Consider the following 23,326-nt stretch of genomic DNA (forward strand, 5'->3'; position numbering starts at 1 on the left):
TCGGCATTGCTGGCAACACGATATTCATGTGCCAGTACTCAAATGTGCCGTAGCCGAGAGGCGCGATTTTCAGGTCCACGCCATTGGCGTTTCAGGACGATCAAGCAGGCTCATGGACGATGTACCGATGACACAGACATTCGATGTCGAAGCACTGATCAAACTGCGTAGCCAGACGCGGGCGATCTCCGATGCGCTGAAAGCGCAGGCGGCGGATTACCTTGCCACCGTGGCACCGCTGATCCGTCCGCAGACCCTGTTTGGCGAGTACCTGCAAGGCGCCCAGCGCAGCAGCGGCCGCGAAACCCAGGGCCATTTCCAGTCGTTGATCGAACTCTACGAGCGCATTGGCTCGGCCGCGCCGTTCCAGCTGGTCAGCGAACTGGAAGTGCCGCTGAACCTGATCAGCACCACCCCCGAACTGTTCCCGCTGGAATACGACAAGGTCCTCGAACAGAGCGGCCAGGTCATCCGCATCACCAGCCCGACGCGCTGGGTGGTGGGCTTCCACGCCTTCGACTTGGCGCAGTTCCGCAATGTCATCAAAGACCCCAACCGCAGCAGCGCCGAGCTGTACCGCTTCGTGGTGCACTACCTGGTGCTGTTCTACTGCCTGAGCAAGTCGCCAGGCCTGGGCCGGCTGTTCGAAGGCTTGCGCTACGGGCTGAGTTTCGAGCGCCTGAAGGGCTTTGGCGACCTGCCGTTCTGCGTCATCAGCTCGCCGGTACGTTCGGAACTTCCCGACGATTCGGTCATCCGTAGCAGCACGCAAATTGCCGGCAACACCAGCTTCGAAGAACTGGTGGGGCGCGACAACATTCTGGAAATGAACGACGAAATCCGTCAGCGCCTGCTGCTGACGATCGAAGGACTGTAACGCGCAGGGCCCGCTGGCGGGCCGCGCAATGATTCGCAGCGAATTGCTCGCACTGGAGAACACGATGGCGAAGAAGGAAAGCACCCAGCATAAACTCGACCGCGTTCGCGCGCCTCGGGTCCATATCACCTACGACGTGGACATCGGCGATGCCATCGAGAAAAAGGAGCTGCCCTTTGTCGTCGGCGTGCTGGGCGATTTCTCCGGCAACCCGCTGGAGCCGCTGCCCAAGCTCAAGGACCGCAAGTTCGTCTTCATCGACCGCGACAACTTCAACGGCGTGCTCAAGGGCATCAAGCCGCGCCTGACCTACCGCGTCGACAACACCCTTGCCAAGAACGGCACCCAGCTGGGCGTCGAGCTGAACTTCAACAGCCTGGAAGACTTCGAGCCACAGAACGTGGTCAAGCAGGTCGAGCCGCTGCGCAAGCTGCTGGAAGTGCGCAACAAGCTGGCCGACCTGCGCAACAAGATGGGCGGCAACGACAAGCTCGAAGAGCTGCTGATGGACGTGCTGCAGAACACCGAAAAGCTCAAGACATTGGGCCAGGAATTCGGCCGTGAAGCCGAAGTGAAAGACCCGTCCAGCGACGATCGCGCCTGAGCAGGAGCACCAACATGACTGACAAGCAAACCGCACCGCAACAGGCCGGCGACCTGGTCGAAGTGGAAAACTTCGCCCCGCAGCCTTCGCTGCTCGACAGCATCATTTCGCAAAGCCGCGTGGCCCGCTCCGACACCGAGCGCAACCGCACCCGCGACCTGATCGGCGAACTGGTGAACCAGGTGCTCGAGGGCGAGATGACCCCGAGCAAGGACCTGATCGCCGTGCTCGACGCACGTATCGCCGAAATCGATTCGATGCTCTCCGAGCAGATGAACGAGATCATGCACGCCCGTGAGTTCCAGCAGCTGGAAGCCTCCTGGCGCGGCCTGAAGTACCAGGTCGACCAGACCGAGACCAGCACCACGCTGAAAATCCACCTGCTCAACGCTTCGAAGAAAGACCTGGTGCGCGACCTCAAGGCCGCCAGCGAATTCGACCAGAGCGCGCTGTTCAAGAAGGTCTACGAAGAAGAGTACGGCACCTTCGGTGGCGCCCCGTTCGGCATGCTGATCGGTGACTACGAGTTCAAGCGCAGCCCCGAAGACATGTACCTGCTCGAAGAGATCTCGCACGTCGCCGCCGCGGCCCACGCGCCGTTCATTTCGGCGGCTTCGCCGGAGCTGTTCGGCTGGGACTCGTTCACCGAGATGTCCGGCCCGCGTGACCTGGCGAAGATCTTCGACACCGTCGAATACGCCAAGTGGAAGTCGTTCCGCGCCTCGGAAGATTCGCGCTACGTCGGCCTCACCCTGCCCCACGTGCTCGGCCGCCTGCCGTATGGCCCGGATACCACGCCGGTGGAAGAATTCAACTTCGTCGAAAGCGTCGACGGCCGCGACCACAACAAATACCTGTGGATGAACGCCGCCTACGCCCTTGGCACCCGCGTCACCGATGCCTTCTCCCGCTACGGCTGGTGCGTGGCGATTCGCGGCGTGGAAGGTGGCGGCCTGGTCGAAGGCCTGCCAACCCACACCTTCAAGACCGACGACGGCGAAATCGCCCTCAAGTGCCCGACCGAGATCGCCATCACCGACCGCCGCGAAAAAGAGCTGTCGGACCTCGGCTTCATCCCGCTCGTGCACTGCAAAGGTACCGACTACGCCGCCTTCTTCGGCACCCAGTCGGCGCAGAAGCAGAAGCAGTACAACACCGACATCGCCAACGCCAACGCACGCCTGTCGGCGCAGCTGCAGTACATCTTCGCCACCTCGCGCATCGCCCACTACATGAAGGCGATCATGCGCGACAAGATCGGCAGCTTCGCCTCGCGCATGGATGTGGAACGTTTCCTCAACCAGTGGCTGGCCAGCTACGTGCTGCTCGACGACACCGCCAGCCAGGAGGCCAAGGCCAAGTTCCCGCTGCGCGAAGCCCGCGCCGAGGTGTTCGAAGTGCCCGGCAAACCAGGTGTCTACAAGGCCGTGACCTACCTGCGCCCGCACTACCAGCTCGACGAACTGACCGCCTCGCTGCGCCTGGTCGCCGAACTGCCGCAAGGCGCCCGCGGCTGACCGGCCGCTGTGTACAGGGATGACACATGAGTAATCAGGCCCGCCTGCTGCCCTCGCTGCTCGACCGACTGCTGGACGACCGTCCGTACCAGTCGGCCGAAGCGGCCGTGCAGCGCACCTGTTCGCTGGCCGAGTACAAGGCCAGCATCGTCCGCGACCTCGAGGTACTGGTGAATACCCGCCAGTCCCTGGTCGCGGAGGAGCTCGACGGCTTCAGCCAGCTTGGTGGTTCCATCCTTGAATACGGCATGCCCGACTTCATCAGCCGCAGCGTGCTCGACCCCCATGATCGCCGGCTCATCCAGCAACAGCTGGAGCGGGCGATCAGCACCGGCGACCGGCGTTTCCGCCGGGTGCGGGTGCAACTGCTGGCCCAGGAAAACGGCCACCGCATGTTGACCTTCCGCGTGGACGCCGTGCTGCGTCTGCAGGACATCAGCCGCCAGGTGTCGTTCGACGCCGTGCTGCAGGTCAACACCCAGGAATACAAAGTGCAGAACCTCAACTGATGCTCGACGAACTGCTGCCCTACTACGAAAAGGAACTGTCGCACCTGCGCTTCCTCGGCCAGGAGTTTGCCGCGCAGTACCCGAAGATTGCTTCGCGGCTGCTGATCGAGGGCGACAACTGCGAAGACCCGCACACCGAGCGCCTGATCGAGGCGTTCTCGTTCCTGTCTGCGCGGGTGCACAAGAAGCTCGATGACGAGTTTCCGGAAATCGTCGAATCCTTCCTTGAGGTGCTGTACCCGCATTACCTGCGCCCTACCCCGTCGATGTCGATCGCCGAGATGAGCCTGGGCAAGCACGAGAAGGTCACCGAAGCCTACCGTGTGGCGCGCCACACTGAAATGCATGCCAATGCCGTGGAAGGTGTGGTGTGCAAGTTCCGCACCTGCTACCCGGTGGAGCTGTGGCCGATCAGTGTGCAACAGGCGTCGTTCGCGGAAATGGAGCGGTCGGCGTTCAACGGCCACAGCGCCGACCTGGTGGCACGCCTGCGCATCCGTCTGCAGGCCACCAGCGATGTGCTGTTCGGCCAGATGGAAGTCGACCGCCTGCGGTTCTTCCTCGACGGTGAAGCGACGCTGATGCTGCAGCTGTACGAGCTGCTGTTCAACAACCTGGCCAAAGCCACCCTGAGCTTCCAGGACGAAGGCCGCAGCCGCGAAGTCGCACTGCCGGCCACTGCCCTGAAGGCCGTGGGGTATGCCCGTGACGAAGGCCTGGTGGACTACTCCGAGCGCTCGTTCCTGGGCTATCGCCTGCTGCACGAGTACTTCACCTTCCCCGACAAATTCATGTTCTTCGACCTCAGTGGCTTTGCCCGCATCCTGCAGGGCAAGGCGATCGAGCAGGTCGAGATCAACTTCTATTTCTCCGACTACGACCTCAGCGAGCGCCTGGCGCGGCTGACCCAGAACATCGGGCGCAACAACTTCAAGCTCAACTGCACGCCGATCATCAACCTGTTCCGCCAGCAGGCCGAGCCGATCAAGCTGACCCACACCCAGCACGAATACCCGGTCACCCCCGATACCCGGCTGCACAATGCCGCCGAAGTGGTGTCGATCGACCGCGTGCGGCGGGTGCGCAAGCTCGGTGGCATCGATCAGGTCGCCACCTGCCAGCCGTTCTTCGAGCCGCGTGGCGAGCAAGACCCGCACACCAGCTTCTGGATCGCCCGTCGGCGTAACCAGGGCGATGCCACGGCCATGAGCATCCGCGTGGTCGACCGCGACCTGGAACTGATCGACGCCAGCAGCGACACCCTGAGCATCGGCCTGACCTGCAGCAACCGCGATGTGCCGTTGATGCTGCCATTCGGTGGCGAGCGCGGCGACTTCATCATCCCGGCCAACTCGGTGATCAAGGACATTCGCTGTCTGCGCAAGCCCACCGCCACCGTGCGCGTGCCGCTGGGCAAGGGCCTGATCTGGCGGTTGATCGCACACCTGTCGCTGAACCACCTGTCGCTGGTCAGCCAGGGCCGCGAAGTGCTGCTCGAGCTGCTGTCGCTGTACAACTACCGCAACGTCTCGGCCATTCGCAAACAGATCAACGGCATCAAGGCGATCAGCAGCGAGCCGGTGGTCGCGCGCATTGGCCACCCGCGGCCGAACTTCGTGCGGGGTGTGGGCATCACCCTGACCCTCGACGAAAGCCAGTTCACCGGCAGCGGCGTGTTCCTGTTCGGCATGGTGCTGGACCACTTCTTCGGCCAGTACTGCTCGATGAACAGCTTCACCCGACTGAGCCTGCGCTCCCAACAACGAGAAAAGAGAATCGTCCAATGGCCAGCACGCACTGGCGATCAGCCCCTGGTCTGATCGATCAGGCCCGAGCCGAGCCGCACCGATTCGAATTCTTTCAATTGGTGCGCCTGCTCCGCCTGCACTACAGCCGAACCGGGCGCATGGACCTGGCAACCCGGCCGCACGAAGACCCGCTGCGTTTTCGCACCCAGCTGTCGCTGGCGTTCCCGGCCAGCGAGGTCAGCGACCTGCACTTCGAGCGCGAAGGCAAGGTGTCCACGGCCGGCCTGCCGCTTTCGGAGGTGCAGATCACGTTCATGGGCCTGGTCGGGCCATCGGGTGTGCTGCCGCGCCCGTACACCGAGCTGTTGCTCGAACGCCACGTGCAGTACCGCGACGATGCCGCCCATGCGTTTCTCGACATCTTTTCGCACCGCATGACCACGCTGTTCTACGAGGCGTGGCAGAAATACAAATTCCATATCGAGCACGAGCGCAATGGCACCTCGGGCTTCGATGGTTACCTGCTCAACCTGGTCGGCCTGGGCCCGCGCGCGCAAAAGCTCAAGTTCGAAGAACAACCCTCGGCGCTGCGCCGCGAGCTGTTCAGCTACTTCGCCGGGCTGCTCAGCCAGAAGCCGCGCAACGCACTCAACCTTGAAGTGATGCTCGGCTTCTATTTCTCGCTGCCGATCAAGGTCAAGCAGTTCGCCGGGCGCTGGCTGAATCTGGAGCCTGAGCAATGCACCCAGCTAGGGCGCAAGAACGCGCAGCTGGGCCACAGTGCCGTCGCCGGCAATCGGGTCTGGGACTACCAGTCGAGCATCCGTATCGAACTGGGGCCGCTGAGCCTGGCCGATTACCAGCGCTTCCAGCCGGGCACCGCGTGCTATCGCAAGCTGGTCGAGCTGGTGCGCTTCTATATAGGTGCCGAACTGGACTTCGAAATCGCCCCGCGCCTCAAGCGCGAGGCCGTACCACGTGCCCAACTGGGCCGCAGCGGCAATGTCGCCCTCGGCTGGCTGGGCTGGCTCAAACGCCCTGGCCGTGACGCGGAGCCTTCGCGTTGCGCCGTTTTCCACATTCCTTACGATGGGGTCGCCTTGTGAACCTGAAGTCTCTGTTCGCCAAGCTCAACGAAACCAGCCGCACAGCCACTGAAACCGCGGCGGCCCTGTGCCTGTCGGAGCACCACTACGACGTCGAGGTGGAGCACCTGCTGCTGCAGCTGCTGGACAACGGCGACAGCGACCTGGCGCCGATCCTGCGCCACTACGACGTGGTCGCCGAGCGCCTCCAGGCGCAGCTGGTCACCGCCCTGGGTACTTTCAAGAAAGGCAACACCCGCACCCCGGCGCTGTCACCGCACATCACCCGCATGATCGAGCAGGCCTGGCTGCTGGCCTCGATCGAGTACGGCGTTGCCCAGGTGCGCAGCGGCCACCTGCTGCAGGCCTTGCTCGACGACGCCGAGCTGCGCCGTGTGGTGGTCGCTTCGGCACCTGAGCTGGAGAAGATCAACGCCGACGACCTGCGCCTGAACCTCACCGCCCTGGTCGAAGGCAGCGCCGAGTCGAAACAGGCCAGTGCCCTGGCCAGCCCGGCCGCACCGGTCGCCGGCAATGCCAAGGCCGGCGGCAAGACCCCGGCGCTGGACCAGTACACCGTCAACCTCACCCAGAGCGCCCGCGAAGGCCGCATCGACCCGGTGCTGGGCCGCGAGTTCGAGGTGCGGCAGATGGTCGACATCCTCACCCGCCGCCGGCAGAACAACCCGATCCTCACCGGTGAAGCCGGTGTCGGCAAAACGGCCGTGGTCGAAGGCCTGGCCCTGCGCATCGCCCAGGGCGATGTGCCGGCGGTCCTCAAGGGCGTCGCCCTGCACACCCTCGACCTGGGCCTGCTGCAGGCCGGTGCCGGGGTCAAGGGCGAGTTCGAGAACCGCCTCAAGGCCGTGATCGAAGAGGTCAAGCGCAGCCTGCACCCGATCATCCTGTTCATCGACGAAGCCCACACCCTGATCGGCTCCGGTGGCCAGGCCGGGCAGAACGATGCCGCCAACCTGCTCAAGCCAGCCCTGGCCCGTGGCGAGCTGCGCACCATCGCCGCCACCACTTGGGCCGAGTACAAGAAGTACTTCGAGAAGGACGCCGCCCTCGCCCGCCGCTTCCAGGTGGTCAAGGTCGAAGAGCCTGACGAAGACAAGGCCATCTACATGCTCCGCGGTCTGCTCGGCAAGATGCGCGAGCACCACAAGGTGGCGGTGATGGACGAAGCCCTGGTGCAGGCGGTGCGCCTGTCCAACCGTTACATCACTGGCCGCCAGCTGCCCGACAAGGCCGTCAGCGTGCTCGACACCGCCTGCGCGCGCATCGCCCTGGCGCAATCGTCGCAGCCCGGCGCCCTGGAAGACTGCCGCCGGCAGATCGACAACCTGCAGGCCGAAATCGCCGTGCTCGGCCACGAGGCCGGCAAAGGCCACGACCACGCCCGCCGCCTTGCTGAGCTGCAGGCAGCCCTGCAGGCCGAACAGCAACAGGAACAGCAACTGAACGGGCAGTGGCAGCAGGAGCTGGCGCTGGTCGAGCAGCTCAAGGCGCTGGACGCCGCCAACGACGCCGATGCCGCTCAGCTCAACGCCCTGCGCGCCGAACTGGCCCAGGTGCAGGGTGACCAGCCACTGGTCCACGCGCTGGTCGACAGCGGCGCCATCGCCCAGGTCATCAGCGGCTGGACCGGCATCCCGCTGGGCAAGATGCTGCGTGACGAGATCGACACCGTACAGCGCCTGCCGGCCCTGCTCGGCGAACGCGTGCTGGGCCAGGACCACGCCCTGCACGAGATCGGCAAGCGCATCAAGATTTCCCGTGCGCGCATGGAAGACCCGAACAAACCGATCGGCGTATTCCTGCTGCTCGGCCCCAGCGGCGTCGGCAAGACCGAAACCGCACTGGCCCTGGCCGACACCCTGTACGGCGGCGAGCGCAACCTGATCACCATCAATATGTCCGAGTATCAGGAAGCGCACACCGTGTCGAGCCTCAAGGGCTCGCCACCCGGCTACGTTGGTTACGGCGAAGGCGGTGTGCTGACCGAAGCCGTGCGCCGCAAGCCGTATAGCGTGGTGTTGCTCGACGAGGTGGAAAAGGCCCACCCCGACGTGCTCGAACTGTTCTTCCAAGTATTCGACAAGGGCGTGCTGGATGATGGCGAAGGCCGGGAGATCAACTTCCGCAACACGGTGATCATCCTCACCTCCAACACCGGCACCGAGCGCATCATGCAGACCTGCCTGAATGCCAGCGAACTGCCGACGCCGGCTGCCATCGTCGAAGGCCTGCGCGACGAGCTCAACCAGGTGTTCAAGCCGGCCTTCCTCGGCCGCCTGAGCATCGTGCCGTTCTACCCGGTGCAGGACCAGATCCTCGAGCGCATCGTCGCCCTCAAGCTCGAGCGCATCGCCAAACGTTTCGCCCGCAACCACCAGGCCGAACTGAGCTACGACGACGCGCTGATCAAGGCCATCGCCGCACGCTGCACCGAGGTCGACAGCGGTGCGCGCAACATCGACAACATTTTGTCCCAGACCCTGATGCCCGAACTCGCCCAGCGCGTACTGGAGCGCATGGCCCAGGACGCGCCGATCGAGCGCCTGGTGATCGAGCTGGGCAGCGATGGCGATTTCGCCTATCGCCTGGCCTGACCTGGACAAGGAGGTATAGCCGTCATGCTACACAAGCACACCGCCCTCAAACGCCTGACCACCGCCGCCCTGCTGCTGGCGCTGGCCGGCTGCGGGGTCACCGACCGCATCGGCAAACGCATGGATGACAGCTGGGCGGCCGACATGCTGGCCGACAGCGAAAAGGTCATCCTGACTTCCGACGGCGGCAACCAGCTCAACCCCGATGTCGAGGGCAAACCGCTGTCGGTGGTGATGCGCGTGTATCAGCTGACCGACCTCGAACGCTTCGCCGCCACCGATGCCGAGACCCTCTGGGACACCCCGGAAAAGGCCCTCGGCAATACCCTCGTGGAAGCCCGCGAGATCACCCTGCTGCCGGGCATCGGCCAGATCGACCAGTGGCCACTGGCCAAGAGCGCCCGCTACGTCGGCGTGGCGGCGTTCTTCCGTGACGAACAGGACGCACGCTGGAAAGTCGCCTTCGACGCCAACTCGCTGCGCAAGGACGGCATCTGGTTCTCCTCCGACGGCTTGCGGATTCTGGTGGACAAGACCGAGATCAGCGCCACGCGTGGCGTCGATGTGCTGAACAAACCGCCGACCGCAGACCAGCTGGCGGCCGCCGAGAAAGCCAAGAAAGCCGCACCGACCCTCACCGACAAAGTGCAGGACGCGGTGCTCGACAAGGCGACCGATGTTGCCGGCCAATCGGCACAGAACGCCGCAGACAAAACCCTCAACTCTTTAGTGGATAGCGTCAAATGAGCAAGCAGAGCCGGGTGATGTGGTCGGAAGGGATGTTCCTGCTGCCCCAACACTTCCAGTACCAGGATGAGTTCCACCAGCACCAGCTGGCCGAGGCGACCCTGCGCGGCACCCCGTTCCATTGGGGCGTGCAGCTGCTGCAGGTGGACGAGGATGCCTTGGCCAACGGTTCGCTGCAGCTCAAGCGCCTGAAGCTGGTGTTTCCCGACGGCAGCCTGTACGACGCACCGCAGCACGACCCGTTGCCGGCCGCACGCGACCTCAAGGACCTGCTCAAGGCCAACGAGCTGAAAGTCTATGCCGCGCTCAAGCTACCCGAGCCGTTCGGCCTGAACTACGTCGAGGATGGCCAGGAGCACAAGGCCGCCCGGCGTTTTCGCAAGCAGTTCGCCACCCTGCCCGACCTCAACGAAGGCGAGCTGGAAAACGAAATCACCAGCCTGCGCCTGAACGTGGTGCTGCTGGTCGACGGTGACAACCTGGACGGCTACAGCCACTGCCCGCTGGCCAAGCTCACGCGCAACAGCATGGGCGGCTTCAACCTCGACCCGCATTTCGTCCACCCGACCCTGCACCTGGGCAACCACGAGACCCTGGCCGGGATCGGCAAGCGTTTGCTCGGCGCACTGCAGGCCAAGAGCAAGGCGTTGTCCGGCCGGCGCCGCGAGCGTGCCGACCAGATCGCCGAGTTCGGCTCCAGCGACGTCACCCTGTTCTGGCTGCTGAACACGGTCAACCGCGCTCATCCGCAGCTGGCCCACCTGCTGGCCCACCCCCGCCTGCACCCGGAGCGCCTGTACCTGTTCCTCGCCGACCTGGCTGGCGGCCTGCTGACCTTTACCCTGGACACCCAGCTCAGCGATATCCCCGACTACGACCATCTCGACCCGGCAGCATCGCTGGTCAAGCTCGACGAGATGATCCGGGTGATGCTCGACAACGTCGTGCCCAACCAGTGCATCGTCATCAACCTCACCCAGACCAAACCGTCGTACTGGCAAGGCCAGCTGCGCGACCCGCGCCTGGCCGAGGCCGACTTCTATGTCTCGGTGCACGCCGACATGCCCGGTGCCAGCCTGCTGGAACTGGTGCCACGGGCATTCAAGATCGGCTCGCCGGAAGACATCGAAGTGGTGGTCAACAGCGCCATGCCCGGCGTCACCCTCAACCACGCCGCGCGGCTGCCCAACGCGATCCCGGTGCGCCTGGACAACCAGTACTTCGCCATCGAGCCGCACGGCCATGTGTATGAGCGAATGATGAATGCCCAGACCATCTGCTTCTACGCGCCCAGTGCCTTTACCAACCTCAAGCTTGAACTGATGGCGGTGCTCAAATGACCGAAGCCGTACTGCAACAGGGCGCCGTCGCGGCCGCCAACGACAAACCGACACTCAAGGACCTGGTCCAGGACTTCATCAGCATGGCGCTGATCGTGCGCCGTGGCCGTCAGGTCACCTCGGTGCAGGCCTTCGAAGGCAGTGTCGAGCGCTTCTTCGCCAACCTCGAACGTGATGCCCGCGCCGCCAACTACAGCGTCGAGCAGGTCAAGGACACCCAATACGCGCTGTGCGCGTTCCTTGACGAAAGCGTGCTGCGCTCGGGTGACAACGAACTGCGCCGGCACTTCGAACTGCAGCCGCTGCAGTTCCGCTATTTCGGTGTGCACCTGGCGGGTGAAGGCTTCTTCGAGAAAATCGACACGCTGCGCGCTGACGTCAAGCAGAACATCGACGTGCTCGAGGTGTATCACCTGTGCCTGGCCCTGGGTTTCGAAGGCAAGTTCAGCATCGGCCAGAAGGACCAACTGCGCTACCTGGCCAACACCCTCGGCCAGGATATTGCCCGCTACCGCAAGGCCCCCAAGGCCCTGTCCCCCGACTGGGCGCTGCCCGACCAGGTGTCGCAGATGCTGCGCCATGAGGTGCCGCTGTGGGTGTACCTGGCGCTGATCGCGCTGGTCTGCGTTGCGGTGTACCTGACGCTCGACTGGTTGCTGGACAAGGACGTTGCCGCCCTTTCCGAACAAATCCGCCAGCTGTTCAGTGCCTGAACACACTTCAGGTAGCCGAGTCAGGAAGACATGAAAACATTACTGCGTTTGTTGAAGAGTTTCTGGATTCTCCTGCCACTGCTGTGGCTGGCGAGCCTGTTGATCTGCTGGCTGGCCGCACCGCTGGTGCCCTGGCTGCGCCATCACGTACCCGAAGCGCTGGCGATCATCAGCGCCTGTTTCCTGCTGGTCATCGTGCTGCGCCAGTACCAGCGCATCCGCGCCGAGCACAACCTGGAGAACCTGCTGCAGATCGAGGTCGACCGCTCGTTGAATGCCGCTGGCGAGTTCCGCGACCAGCAAGTGCTGCGCGAGCGCCTCAAGCACGCCATCGCCATGCTGCGCACCGACCGTTCGGCCGGTGGCGGCGGCAAGGCGGCGCTATCCGACCTGCCGTGGTACCTGGTGGTGGGCATGTCGGCCGCTGGCAAGACCTCGCTGCTGACCCATTCGGGCCTGTCGGCGACCATCGCCACGGCCAACGACAGCGAAAGCGGCACCCAGCACTGTGACTGGTACTTCAGCCCTGACGCGGTGATGATCGACACCGCTGGCCGCTACCTGCGCGACGACCAGTCGGCCAGTGAGTTTTCGGCGTTCCTGCGCATGCTGCGCAAGCAGCGGGGCAAGGCCGCCATCAATGGCCTGGTGCTGGTGGTCAGCCTGCCCGAACTGCTGGCGGCCAACAGCGATGAACGCAACGCCCTGGCTGCCCAGCTGGTCGCGCGGGTGGAAGAATACGCCGAGTGCCTGGGCGCCAACCCGCCGGTCTACCTCATGCTGACCAAGACCGACCAGTTGCCTGGCTTCAACCAGGCATTCGACGGCCTTGACCTGCACCAACGCCAGCAGCCGCTGGGCATGACCTTCGGCTTGTCGGAAATCCGCAACAATGGCCTGCACGCCGTGCTGCAAACGCGGCTGAGGAACCTGCAGGGTCACATCCGCCAGCACGTTGATGCGCAAATGATCGCCCTCGGTGCCGAGGCTGACAGCGCCCTGCTGAACTTCCCGCAATACTTCGCCGCCCTCAGCGGTGTGCTCGAGCAGTTCCTCGAACACTTCACCCGTGGCCACCGCGGCGGTGCCCCGCTGCTGCTGCGCGGCCTGTACTTCACCAGTGCACTGCAGACCGACCAGCACCTGGGGCAGGTCTACGAAGACGCCATCGCCGACGAGTTCGCCCTGAAGGCCGCCTACGACGACGGCAGTCAGAGCGCCAGCAAGGCCGTGGTCAACCGCAGTTACTTCATCACCGACACCTTCCGCCGGGTGATCTTCCCTGACCGCGACCTGACCCTGTTCCATTCGCGCCTGGGCCGCCAGGCCGGCTTCAGCCCGCTGCTGCTGGGCCTGGCCGCCGCCACCGGGGTGCTGTTCATTGGCTGGCAGGCGCTGTCGTTCGCCAACAACCGCCAGTGGCTGGACAGCCTGCGCGGGCAACTGGCCCAGATCGAGCAGGCGGAAGACCGCGAGCAGTTGCTGGCCGCTGGCAAGGGCCTGGAAGTGCTGCGCGAACAGATGGCAACCGTCGAAGCTCATCGCCTGCAGGGTGTGCCGCTGAAACTCGGTGCCGGCCTGTACCATGGCGAGGCAATCCACCAGGTGACTCGCACGGCGTACTTGACGCAACTGCGCAGTCAGGCGCTGGAGCCGATCGCCCGCAGCCTGCAAGTGCAGATGCGCGCGTTCAATACCTTTGCCAGCGGCATCAACCAGGAACTGGAATTCACCCCGGCACCGCAGAAGAAGCGCGGTGGCAAGCCATTGGCACCGGCGGTTGCGGCCAAGGCCCAGGCCGCGTTGAGCAATACCCGCATGGGTGGCTATGCCGCCAAGGTCAACCTGGCCACCGCCAGCGATGCCGCCGAACTGTCGGCGACCACCGGCGGCCTGTCGCTGTCCGAGGAAATGCTCGGGCGCCTCGACGAGCAGCAGGTGGCGTCGATCATCGATGCCTACAACACCCTCAAGCTGTACCTGCTGCTGACCGAGCCCCAAACCCACCCCGATGCAGCCTTCGTTGCCGCCAGCCTGCCCCAGGCCTGGGCCAGCGCTGCCGGTGAAGGCACCCCGGCCGATGCTGGCGTGATCGAAGAAAATGCCCCACTGTACGTGCAGCTGCTGGAACAGGGCGAAGCACCGTCGTTGCCACGCAACGAGCAGCTGATCAACGCAACCCGGGAAAACCTCAAGTCGTTCATGATCTCCAGCTCGCTGGTCGATCGCGAATACCTGCGCCTGCAACTCGAATCGAGCCGTCAGTTCCCAGCCCTGAGCCTCAACGACCTGGTGCCGCAACCGGGCCGCGCGCTGCTGTATGGCTCCGCCGGCGTGCCGGCGATCTACACCCGCCAGGGCTGGGACACCTTCGTCAAGCCTGAGCTGATCAAGCTGGTGTCGGGCAACCTGCGCAACGAGTCGGACTGGGTACTGGATGGCGAAGGTGGCGATGCCATCGTGCAGAAAGCCAACTTCGTCCGCGAGTTCATGACCCGCTACAAGCGTGACTACACCCAGGCCTGGTACAAGATGGTGAGCAGCGTCGGCGTGCGTCACTTCACCGACCTGGCAACGGCTACTGAGCAACTGGGCCTGCTCAGCGACGTGCAGAACTCGCCGGTGAAGAACCTACTGGCAGCGGTCAACGACAACACCCAGTGGGACCTGCCGGTCAAGCACGCCATCCCGACCCCGGGTGTCGCCCGCGAGGACGGCTTCTGGAGCAAGGTCTCCGGCATCTTCGACAGCAAGGACGCCCTGCCCGACAATGTCGGTCCGGTGCTGCCGGCAGTCGACGACGGTAGCCTGGCCAAGCGTTTCGAGCCGGTGGCGCGGGTATTTGCCGAGAACAACGCCGAAGGCGCCGACAGCACCATCATGGACCGCTACCTGGCGGCGCTGCGCAAGCTCAAGGTGCGCATGAACAACATCCAGCGCTCGCAGGATGTCGGCAAGAGCAGCAAACAGCTGATCAGCGAAACCCTGGAAGGCCAGCCGAGCGAAGTCACCACCGTACGCAACTACGTGGAAAGCAGCGTCGACACCAGCCAGGACGGCCTGTCGCGCTCGTTGCAGGGCTTGTTCAGCCTGCCCATCCAGTACGCCTGGGCGACCCTGCGCGACCCAGCCGGCCAGCAGATCGCCAAGGCCTGGGCACAGCAGATCGCCAAGCCGTGGGAACAGGTCATGGCGCACCGCTACCCCATTGCTGGCGGCAGCCGCAACGAAGCCTCGGTGAAAGACCTGCAGCGCTTCGTCGACCCTGACAGCGGCCTGCTGCCGGCCTTCAAACGCAACGAGATCGGTAACCTGGCCGGCGGTGAAGGCCTTGGCGCGGGTGACGGCAAGGGGCCAGCGCTGGTCAACCCGCGCATGCTCAACAGCATCGACAAGGCCAGCTCCGTAGGCCAGGTGATCGCCAGCCTGTCGGACCGTGACAACGGCTTTGAGATCATGCTGGAACCTTCGGCCAACTTCACCGACATCGTGTTCACCCTGGATGGCCAGGAGCAGCACTACCGCAACGGCCGCAGCAGCTGGAACCGCTTTGCCTGGCCGGGCACCAGCAATGCACCGGGCGCTCGCCTGGACGTTGTCACCCTGAGTGGCGCACGGGTTACCGTGTTCGACTTCCCAGGGCGCTGGGGCCTGCTGCGCATGAACGAAAGCGCCCGGGTCGAAGACCTCGACGGCATCCAGCAGCGCTTCAGCTGGAACACCGCCAATGGCCGGGTGAGCCTGGTGGTGCGCAACTTCGGTGGGGTCAAGCTGACCGATCTGGGTGACGTCAAGGCCCTCAGCGCCCTCAACGACAGGGGCGCGCAATGATCGGTTGCTTCGGCAAGCTGCCGTCGAGCGCGGACTTCGTCAGCCTGCATGGTGCGGCGGAAGAAGTCTGCGAGTTCGACGCCTGGCTGCAGTCCTCGCTGGCGGCCATGCGCCACCGCGAAGACTGGCAGGCGTTGTTCGACGCGCTGCCGATATGCTTCTTCAACTACCGAGCGCGCAATGGCAACTGGTTGCTCGGAGGCCTGCTGAGCTCGCGTGACGCCAGCCAGCGGCGCTACCCGTTCTTCATCTTCCAGCTGCTCAAGGGCGAGGACGGTGCGGCACTGCTCAACCCGTTCACCCTCGGTGAACTGTTCAGCGCGCAGATCAAGCCGTTGCTGCACCAGGCGGTGCAAGGCGCCGACTGCGCCAGCCTGTTCGAGCGGATCAAGGCCCTACGCCCGTTGCAGGCGCAGGACCTCGACCTGTTCCGCCGGGTGCACGCCAAGTTCCTCCACGACTTCAGCTTTGCCGATGTCGCTCGCGCCCTGCACGGGTCCTGGCCGAATTTCGACAGTGCCACAGCGCTGGCGCGGCTGCAGGCCAGCCGGGCCACGCTGCACGGCGACTTCACAGGCGGCATCGAACTGCCGCTGCCGGCCGAACGCGGGCTGAAAAACCCCACGGCCGACCTCTGGCTGACCTGGCTGACGCGCATGAGCGGGCACCCGAGCGTGCCGGCGGTGAGCCTGCTGGCCGACGACTTCATGCTCCCGCGGCTGTACTGCTTCCCCTCACGCCATGCCAGCAGCGCCTATCGCCTGCTCAGTGGCTGCGCCGAAGCCCAGCAGCACCTGGAGCTGCTCAGCCCGTTGGCAACGGCGCCGCGTGCACACGACTACGACCGACCTCTTGAACACGTAATCGACCAGTTTGTCGATGCGTTGGATGCGACGCCTGTATGAACAAGATCAAGTACTACTGCCTGCGTTACCAACCCTACCTGCTGGGGGTGGCGTTCTTCCTGGCGATCTTCCTGGTCTGGGCCTGCGGCCGTGCCCTGGGCTTCGCCTCGCTGCACAGCCTGCTGGCGGGTATCGGTGTGTTCCTGCTGTTGTCGGCGGGCTATGTGCTGCTGCTGTACCGCGGCGCCGGCCAGCACCACAACCTCGAAGGCCTGCTGCGCGAGGACGCCGACCAGGCAGTGCTCAATGCCACCCCGGCCGACCGTGAGGAAATCAGCCTGCTGCGCGAGCGCCTGCTGCAAAGCATCGAACGCCTGCACAGCAACAAGCCGCGCGGCACCGCCGCCAAGGATGCGCTGTACGCCCTGCCCTGGTACCTGGTGATCGGCCAGCCGGCCGCTGGCAAAAGCACCATGATCCTGCAATCGGGCCTGAACTTCCCCTATGCCGAGCGCGAAGGCGCGCGGGTCTCGGGCCTGGGCGGCACGCGTAATTGCGACTGGTTCTTCAGCTCCGAAGCGGTATTGTTGGACACCGCCGGGCGCTACATGAACAGCCCCGAAGAAGCCGGCAAATGGCGCGGCTTCCTGCAGCTGCTGCGCCAGCACCGTCAACGTCGCCCGCTCAATGGCCTGATCGTCAGCGTCAGCATCGCCGACATCCTGCATGGCTCGGCCGAAGACCAGGAACGCGTGGCCAAGCGCCTGCGCGAACGCATCCAGGAAAGCTGCGCGTTGCTGGAAGTGCGCCTGCCGATCTACCTGGTGTTCACCAAGTGCGACCTGATCCCCGGCTTCACCCCGTTCTACCGCCAGCTGGATGATGCCGCGCGCGGCGAGGTGATGGGCAAGACCTTCTCGCACAAGGGCTACGAGCAGGCCGACTGGGGCCAGCGCTTTGGCAAGGCGATGGACGAGCTGACCGGTTACTGGCAGCACGTGGCGAGCCAGCAGCTGGTGCAGCAGGACATCCAGGTGACCCGGCAGAACGACGCTGCCTACCGTTTCCCGCTGGAACTGGCCGCGCTCAAGCCGCGCCTGCAACAGTTCGTCGACAGCCTGCTGCGTGCCAACCCTTATCAGAATGCCGAGATGCTGCGTGGCTTCTATTTCACCGCGGCACTGGAGGCTGACGAAGCCCAATGGGGCAGCCACGGCCAGCATGTGGCCGAACGCTTCGCCCTCGAACAGGGCGCGGACGCCGCCGGTGCTGGCAGCCAACCCGCGCCCCTGTTCATCAACAGCCTGTTCCGCAAGGTGATCATCCCTGACCAGCACCTGGTCGCGCTGTACACCAGCAACCGTCGCGAACGTCGGCGCAAGGGCGCCTGGGTGGGCGCTGCCAGCCTGGCGGGCCTGGTGCTGTGCAGCCTGTGGGGCTGGTCGTACCTGAACAACCGCGCCACGTTGGCCAGCATCTCCGGCGAACTGGCCCAGGCCAAGGCCGAAGACAAGGCCGCCAGCGGCCAATACACCGCCTGGCGTAGCCTCGACCGCCTGCGTTTCTGGACTGCGCACTACTATCAGCAGCACCACGAACAGGGCGTGCCACTGGGCATGCGCCTGGGCCTGTACCAAGGCCATGAGGTGGAGCCTGTCCTGCGCACGCGCTACTTCGCCACCCTGCAGAACGTGATGCTCAAGCCCACGGCCGACAACCTGACCCGTACCCTGTACCTGCTGACCACGCTCAAGGTCTACCAGCGCAACGCCCGCGAGCTGCAGCCGGTGAGCGGTGTCGACAGCGTCCAGGCCGAGGCCCTGCCCCATGACAACCGCGCCCAGTCGATCGCCGACTTCGGCAAGGCGACCCTGGACACCTACGTGATGCTGTCGCCGGCCCAGCGCGAGAAGGCCGACCCGGCCTTCCTCAAGGCGCGCCTGCCGGACTACTGGTACCCGGCCATCGCCCGCCAGATCGGCAAGAGCATGGCGGCGGCCGGCAGCGAAGGTGGCAACCAGGATTACCTGTATGCCAGCCGCCAGATCACCTTCTACAGCGACCAGATCCGTGAGCCGGACGTGCCACGCATCCTCGACAACGCGTTCCTGATGTCGAGTTCTCGCAACTACATCGACAGCCTGCGGGCGCAGTCGCTGCGTTCGATCGAAACCATCACGCTGGAGTCCGACACGCTGTTCGCCTTTGGCCGCGCCGACTTCCAGAGCCTGAAGAACGAAGGCCAGAACCAGTTGAGCGCGATCGCCAGCAAACTGCTGAACACGCCCAATATTGGCAAGATCGTCATCTCCGGCCATGCCGACCAGCTCGGCGACAGCCAGGGCAACCTGCAGGTGTCAAAACAACGGGCGCAGACCATCCGCACCTACCTGGTCGGCAAGGGCGTGCCCGCCGAACTGGTGGTCGCCCAGGGTGAAGGCAGCCGCAAGCCGCTGGTCAACTGCGACATGCAACAACCACGGGCACAGCTGATCAAGTGCCTGGAGCCCAACAGAAGGGTGGAGATCGAAGTGCGCGGGCTGAACTGAGGCCGCGCCGCAAGAACCGGCCAGCCGGGCCTCACAGGAGGAGGCCTGGCTGGCGGCAAGCTACCTCTGCCGACCCGTTCGGCGAGGTCAAAACCAAGGGGTGCATGAGCAACCCTTCAAATGATGTTAATGGAGAGTTTCACAATGGCTTTTGACGCGTATATCCAAATCGACGGCATCCCAGGCGAAGTACTGGACGACAAGCACAAGGACTGGATCGAAGTGCTGGGCTACGAGTACGGCGCCACCCAGGCCACCTCGGCTACCGCCAGCTCCTCGGGCGGTGCGTCCTCCGAGCGTGTTGCCCTGAGCGACTTCAAGATCCGCAAGGCAGTCGACAAGGCTTCGGCCAAGCTGTTCGAACACTGCTGCACCGGCAAGCACATCGCCAAGCTGAAGCTGAACGTCAACCGTGCCGGTGGCGACAAGGTCACCTACCTGACCATCGACATGGAAGAAGTCGTGGTGTCGTCGGTCAAGTTCGTCGCCGGTGGCAACCAGAACGGTGAAGACAAGACGGTGAGCGACCTGCCGATCGAAGAGATCAGCTTCAACTTCGCTCGTATCAAGACCACCTACACCCAGCAGAACCGCACCGACGGCCAAGCTGGCGGCAACATCGTCGGTGGCTGGGACCGCACCGCGAACAAAGTGTTCGCCTAAGCACTTGCTTGCCCATGGGCCGCGCAGGCGGCCCATGTTCCGCAGTGTGCCGGGTTACCCGGCACACCGCTCCCCTCCCCTGATCAGAGTGTTTTATGCCTGAAATCCTCAACGACCTTTCGCTGGCCGAGCTGGCCGCACCGATCGACGGTGGCAGTGGCGAAGACTTGAGCTTCTCTGCCTTGTTCGACCAGATCAAGGAGGCGCGCCGGGCAGACCCTGACTACCTGACCCAAGGCGACTGGCAGACCGACCTGAAAACTGCCGACTGGGAACAGGTCATCCAGCTTGCGGCCCAGGGGCTGGCGCAACAGAGCAAGGACCTGATGCTGGTCGCCTGGCTCAGCGAAGGCCTGGCCCAACGCGAGCATTTCGAAGGCATCAGTTTCGGCCTGGCGCTGACCGAGCGCATCCTCGACACGTTCTGGGACAGCGCTTACCCGTCGCTCGAAGACGGCCTGGACGAGCGCGCCGCGCGCCTTTCCTGGCTCAAGACCACACTCACCGACATTGCCGGTGGCTTGCCCATTACCCAAGGGCAGAATTTCGGCGTGCTGCGCTATGACGAATCACGCCATGTAGAAAACCTCGCCTTGCAAAACCCCAAGGCGATGCAGACCGCGCTGAACGAAGGCAAGATCAACGCCGAGATCTTCCAGCGCTCGGTGGCCCTCAGCGACACCGAGCACCTGCGCGCCAAGGCCTTGCAGATTGCCGCCTGCCTGCAGGCCTGCAACCGCCTGCAGGCCACTGCCGACCGCCTGTTCGGCCACGAAGCGCCAAGCTTTGCCAGCCTCGCCGACATGCTGTCGCGGGCCAGCCAGCTGGCCGAGAAACTGCTCAAGGACCGCGGCGTCGAACTGCACCCGTTGGCCGTGCCGGTAGCAGAACCCGTCGCCACCGTTGCCCCCTCCAGCGAAGCAGGTGAACCGATGAACACGCCCGTCCAGGCCACCGCGCCTGCGCCCCTGCGCACTACGCCACTGACCCGCGACGAGGCGTTCACCATGCTCGCGGGCATCGCTCAGTTCTTCAAGCAGAGCGAGCCGCAAAGCCCGGTGCCCTACCTGATTGAACGCGCCATCAAGTGGGGCAACATGCCGCTGGAAGGCTGGCTGAGCGATGTGATCAAGGACAGCAATGTGGTGGACAACATCCGCGATGTACTGGGTACCCGCGAACAGAGGTCCTGAGGCTGGCGAGCCTTTTCGCGGGCACGCCCGCTCCCACAGAGACCGCACTGAACTCCAGGGCGGTTGATATCCCTGTGGGAGCGGGTTTACCGCGAAGAGGCCGGCACAGCCGACAAGAATGCTGCTACCTTGAGCACTCTTCCCAGCCAAGGACCGCCCCATGCCGCACACTCCCACCGGCTTCATCCGCGTCCGTGGCGCCCGCGAGCACAACCTCAAGAACATCGACGTCGATATCCCCCGCGACGCCCTGGTGGTATTCACCGGAGTGTCCGGCTCGGGCAAGTCGTCGCTGGCCTTCTCCACGCTCTACGCCGAAGCGCAGCGCCGCTACTTCGAGTCGGTCGCTCCCTATGCCCGGCGCCTGATCGACCAGGTCGGCGTGCCGGACGTCGATGCCATCGAGGGCCTGCCCCCGGCCGTGGCCCTGCAGCAGCAACGTGGCACGCCCAGTGCGCGCTCGTCGGTGGGCAGTGTCACCACCCTGTCCAGCTCGATCCGAATGCTTTACTCCCGCGCCGGCAGCTACCCGGCCGGGCAGCCGATGCTGTACGCCGAGGACTTTTCGCCCAATACCCCGCAAGGCGCCTGCCCTGAGTGCCATGGGTTGGGCCGGGTCTATGAGGTGACCGAGGCGACCATGGTTCCCGACCCGTCGCTGACCATCCGCGAACGCGCCGTGGCGGCCTGGCCGATGGCCTGGCAGGGGCAGAACCAGCGCGACATCCTGGTGACACTGGGTTATGACGTCGACATTCCCTGGCGCGACCTGCCGCAGGAGCAGCGTGACTGGATTCTCTACACCGATGAGACGCCGACCGTGCCAGTGTACGCAGGCCTGACGCCAGCGCAGACCCGCGCCGCGCTCAAGCGCAAGCTCGAACCGAGCTATCAGGGCACCTTCAGCGGCGCCCGGCGCTACGTGCTGCATACCTTCATGCACTCGCAGAGCGCACAGATGCGCAAGCGCGTGTCGCAATACATGCGCCCCAGCCCGTGCCCGCTGTGCCAGGGCAAGCGGCTCAAGCGTGCGGCCCTTGATGTGACCTTCGCCGGCCGCGATATCGGTGAACTGTCGCGGCTGCCGTTGCAGGCGCTGGCCGAGGTGTTCCGCCAGGTTGCCGCACCGGGTTACCTGGAGCAGCACGACGACAACCTGACCCTGGAAAAGCGCCTGGCCGCGCAACGCATTGCCAATGAACTGCTTGAGCGTATCGACACCCTGATCGACCTGGGCCTGGGCTACCTGGCGCTGGAGCGCAGCACGCCGACGCTGTCGTTCGGCGAACTGCAGCGCCTGCGCCTGGCCACCCAGCTCAACTCGCAGCTGTTCGGCGTGATCTACGTGCTCGACGAGCCTTCCGCCGGCCTGCACCCGGCCGACAGTGAAGCGTTGTTTGAGGCCTTGCAGCGGCTCAAGCAGGCGGGCAACTCGGTGTATGTGGTGGAGCACGACCTCGACACCATGCGCCGCGCCGACTGGCTGGTCGACGTCGGCCCCGCTGCCGGCGAGCATGGCGGGCAGGTCCTCTACAGTGGCCCGCCGGCTGGCCTGGCGCAGGTCGAGGCGTCGCGCACTGCCGCCTACCTGTTCGCCGAGCAGCAGCGTAACGCGCGCGCGCCCCGCCAGCCGCACGACTGGCTGGCGCTGGAAGGCATTACCCGCAACAACCTCGACAATCTCAGCGCCCGTTTCCCGCTGGGTTGCTTCACGTCGGTCACCGGCATTTCCGGTTCGGGCAAGTCGAGCCTGGTCAGCCAGGCCCTGCTGGAACTGGTCGGCGCCCACCTCGGTCATGCCGAACAGAAGGCCGAGGCTGAAGAGCAAAGCCTTGAAGATGAACCTGAGCAATCCAGCGCCGGGCGTGTGGTCGCAGGGCTGGGCAGCATCAAGCGTCTGGTACAGGTGGACCAGAAACCCATTGGTCGTACCCCGCGCTCCAACCTGGCCACCTACACCGGGCTGTTCGACCATGTACGCAAGCTGTTCGCCGCCACCGAACAGGCCAAGGCCCGCGGCTTCGATGCCGGGCGTTTCTCGTTCAACGTGGCAAAGGGCCGTTGCGAGAACTGCGAGGGTGAAGGCTTCGTCAGCGTCGAATTGCTGTTCATGCCCAGCGTCTATGCGCCCTGCCCGACCTGTCATGGCGCACGTTACAACCCCGAGACACTGGCGGTGAGCTGGCAGGGCATGAACATCGCCCAGGTACTGCAGCTGACGGTCGAGCAGGCGCTAGAAGTGTTTGCCGAGCAGCCAGCGGCGCGGCGTTGCCTGCAGGTGTTGCAGGATATCGGCCTGGGCTACTTGCGCCTGGGGCAGCCGGCCACCGAGCTGTCCGGTGGCGAGGCGCAGCGGATCAAGCTGGCCACCGAGCTGCAACGCGTGGCCCGTGGGGCGACCTTGTATGTGCTGGATGAGCCCACCAACGGCTTGCATCCGCAAGATATCGACCGCTTGCTGGTGCAGCTCAATCGGTTGGTCGAGGCCGG

At 64.6% G+C, this 23,326-nt stretch carries 16 protein-coding genes; all 16 read left to right on the top strand.

Annotation, left to right across the window (positions count from 1 at the left end):
* Positions 1 to 127 precede the first annotated feature (127 nt).
* Positions 128 to 877 carry a hypothetical protein gene (locus APH28_RS18150; RefSeq protein ID WP_060511756.1) on the top strand — a complete coding sequence of 250 codons (750 nt, stop codon included), beginning with the start codon at positions 128 to 130 and terminating at the stop codon, positions 875 to 877.
* A 64-nt stretch (positions 878 to 941) separates the two neighbouring features.
* Entirely contained in the window at positions 942 to 1,481 is a 540-nt protein-coding gene (gene tssB / locus APH28_RS18155) for a type VI secretion system contractile sheath small subunit (protein ID WP_060511758.1), read from the top strand.
* A gap of 14 nt (positions 1,482 to 1,495) precedes the next feature.
* A complete protein-coding gene (gene tssC / locus APH28_RS18160) occupies positions 1,496 to 2,998 on the top strand; it encodes a type VI secretion system contractile sheath large subunit (RefSeq protein ID WP_060511716.1) in 1,503 nt (500 codons plus the stop codon).
* Between the two features lie 26 nt (positions 2,999 to 3,024).
* A complete protein-coding gene (tssE, locus tag APH28_RS18165) occupies positions 3,025 to 3,507 on the top strand; it encodes a type VI secretion system baseplate subunit TssE (RefSeq protein WP_060511718.1) in 483 nt (160 codons plus the stop codon).
* On the top strand, positions 3,507 to 5,327 hold the full coding sequence (tssF, locus tag APH28_RS18170; RefSeq protein ID WP_060511720.1) for a type VI secretion system baseplate subunit TssF: 1,821 nt from the start codon (positions 3,507 to 3,509) through the stop codon (positions 5,325 to 5,327). Before tssE ends, tssF begins: the two co-directional genes overlap by 1 nt.
* Positions 5,291 to 6,361: a type VI secretion system baseplate subunit TssG gene (tssG, locus tag APH28_RS18175; protein ID WP_060511722.1), complete on the top strand. Its 1,071-nt coding sequence runs from the start codon at positions 5,291 to 5,293 to the stop codon at positions 6,359 to 6,361. Before tssF ends, tssG begins: the two co-directional genes overlap by 37 nt.
* Complete coding sequence (tssH, locus tag APH28_RS18180) at positions 6,358 to 8,955, top strand: type VI secretion system ATPase TssH (RefSeq protein ID WP_060511724.1); 2,598 nt, start codon at positions 6,358 to 6,360, stop codon at positions 8,953 to 8,955. The genes tssG and tssH overlap by 4 nt, the downstream gene beginning before the upstream one ends.
* Positions 8,956 to 8,979: 24 nt before the next feature.
* The gene (gene tssJ, locus APH28_RS18185) at positions 8,980 to 9,702 is read left to right on the top strand and encodes a type VI secretion system lipoprotein TssJ (RefSeq protein WP_060511727.1); all 723 of its coding nucleotides are present in this window, start codon (positions 8,980 to 8,982) and stop codon (positions 9,700 to 9,702) included.
* Positions 9,699 to 11,042 carry a type VI secretion system baseplate subunit TssK gene (tssK, locus tag APH28_RS18190; RefSeq protein ID WP_060511729.1) on the top strand — a complete coding sequence of 448 codons (1,344 nt, stop codon included), beginning with the start codon at positions 9,699 to 9,701 and terminating at the stop codon, positions 11,040 to 11,042. The genes tssJ and tssK overlap by 4 nt, the downstream gene beginning before the upstream one ends.
* Complete coding sequence (gene icmH, locus APH28_RS18195; protein WP_060511731.1) at positions 11,039 to 11,755, top strand: type IVB secretion system protein IcmH/DotU; 717 nt, start codon at positions 11,039 to 11,041, stop codon at positions 11,753 to 11,755. The genes tssK and icmH overlap by 4 nt, the downstream gene beginning before the upstream one ends.
* 30 nt (positions 11,756 to 11,785) lie before the next feature.
* Positions 11,786 to 15,586, top strand: a complete 3,801-nt coding sequence (locus tag APH28_RS18200) for a type VI secretion protein IcmF/TssM N-terminal domain-containing protein (RefSeq protein WP_060511733.1) — start codon at positions 11,786 to 11,788, stop codon at positions 15,584 to 15,586.
* Positions 15,583 to 16,491 (top strand): type VI secretion system-associated protein TagF, encoded by a 909-nt coding sequence (gene tagF, locus APH28_RS18205; protein WP_060511735.1) that lies wholly within the window; start codon positions 15,583 to 15,585, stop codon positions 16,489 to 16,491. Before APH28_RS18200 ends, tagF begins: the two co-directional genes overlap by 4 nt.
* Positions 16,488 to 18,980: a type VI secretion system membrane subunit TssM gene (gene tssM / locus APH28_RS18210; RefSeq protein WP_060511737.1), complete on the top strand. Its 2,493-nt coding sequence runs from the start codon at positions 16,488 to 16,490 to the stop codon at positions 18,978 to 18,980. The genes tagF and tssM overlap by 4 nt, the downstream gene beginning before the upstream one ends.
* A gap of 144 nt (positions 18,981 to 19,124) precedes the next feature.
* Entirely contained in the window at positions 19,125 to 19,643 is a 519-nt protein-coding gene (locus tag APH28_RS18215) for a type VI secretion system tube protein Hcp (protein ID WP_060511740.1), read from the top strand.
* Between the two features lie 95 nt (positions 19,644 to 19,738).
* Complete coding sequence (tssA, locus tag APH28_RS18220; protein ID WP_060511742.1) at positions 19,739 to 20,836, top strand: type VI secretion system protein TssA; 1,098 nt, start codon at positions 19,739 to 19,741, stop codon at positions 20,834 to 20,836.
* A 160-nt stretch (positions 20,837 to 20,996) separates the two neighbouring features.
* Positions 20,997 to 23,326, top strand: a 2,330-nt coding sequence (locus APH28_RS18225; protein WP_060511744.1) for an excinuclease ABC subunit UvrA, incomplete at its 3' end; no start/stop codon positions are given.

The organism is Pseudomonas sp. NBRC 111124 (assembly GCF_001320245.1).
Lineage (GTDB): Bacteria > Pseudomonadota > Gammaproteobacteria > Pseudomonadales > Pseudomonadaceae > Aquipseudomonas.

Excerpts from the sequence above, each read along its gene's own strand:
- tagF (WP_060511735.1), top strand. The coding sequence starts at position 15,583 with ATGATCGGTTGCTTCGGCAAGCTGCCGTCGAGCGCGGACTTCGTCAGC.
- APH28_RS18200 (WP_060511733.1), top strand. The coding sequence starts at position 11,786 with ATGAAAACATTACTGCGTTTGTTGAAGAGTTTCTGGATTCTCCTGCCA.
- tssJ (WP_060511727.1), top strand. The coding sequence starts at position 8,980 with ATGCTACACAAGCACACCGCCCTCAAACGCCTGACCACCGCCGCCCTG.
- tssA (WP_060511742.1), top strand. The coding sequence starts at position 19,739 with ATGCCTGAAATCCTCAACGACCTTTCGCTGGCCGAGCTGGCCGCACCG.
- tssC (WP_060511716.1), top strand. The coding sequence starts at position 1,496 with ATGACTGACAAGCAAACCGCACCGCAACAGGCCGGCGACCTGGTCGAA.
- tssM (WP_060511737.1), top strand. The coding sequence starts at position 16,488 with ATGAACAAGATCAAGTACTACTGCCTGCGTTACCAACCCTACCTGCTG.
- APH28_RS18150 (WP_060511756.1), top strand. The coding sequence starts at position 128 with ATGACACAGACATTCGATGTCGAAGCACTGATCAAACTGCGTAGCCAG.
- tssK (WP_060511729.1), top strand. The coding sequence starts at position 9,699 with ATGAGCAAGCAGAGCCGGGTGATGTGGTCGGAAGGGATGTTCCTGCTG.
- tssG (WP_060511722.1), top strand. The coding sequence starts at position 5,291 with ATGGCCAGCACGCACTGGCGATCAGCCCCTGGTCTGATCGATCAGGCC.
- tssF (WP_060511720.1), top strand. The coding sequence starts at position 3,507 with ATGCTCGACGAACTGCTGCCCTACTACGAAAAGGAACTGTCGCACCTG.
- icmH (WP_060511731.1), top strand. The coding sequence starts at position 11,039 with ATGACCGAAGCCGTACTGCAACAGGGCGCCGTCGCGGCCGCCAACGAC.
- tssE (WP_060511718.1), top strand. The coding sequence starts at position 3,025 with ATGAGTAATCAGGCCCGCCTGCTGCCCTCGCTGCTCGACCGACTGCTG.
- tssB (WP_060511758.1), top strand. The coding sequence starts at position 942 with ATGGCGAAGAAGGAAAGCACCCAGCATAAACTCGACCGCGTTCGCGCG.
- APH28_RS18215 (WP_060511740.1), top strand. The coding sequence starts at position 19,125 with ATGGCTTTTGACGCGTATATCCAAATCGACGGCATCCCAGGCGAAGTA.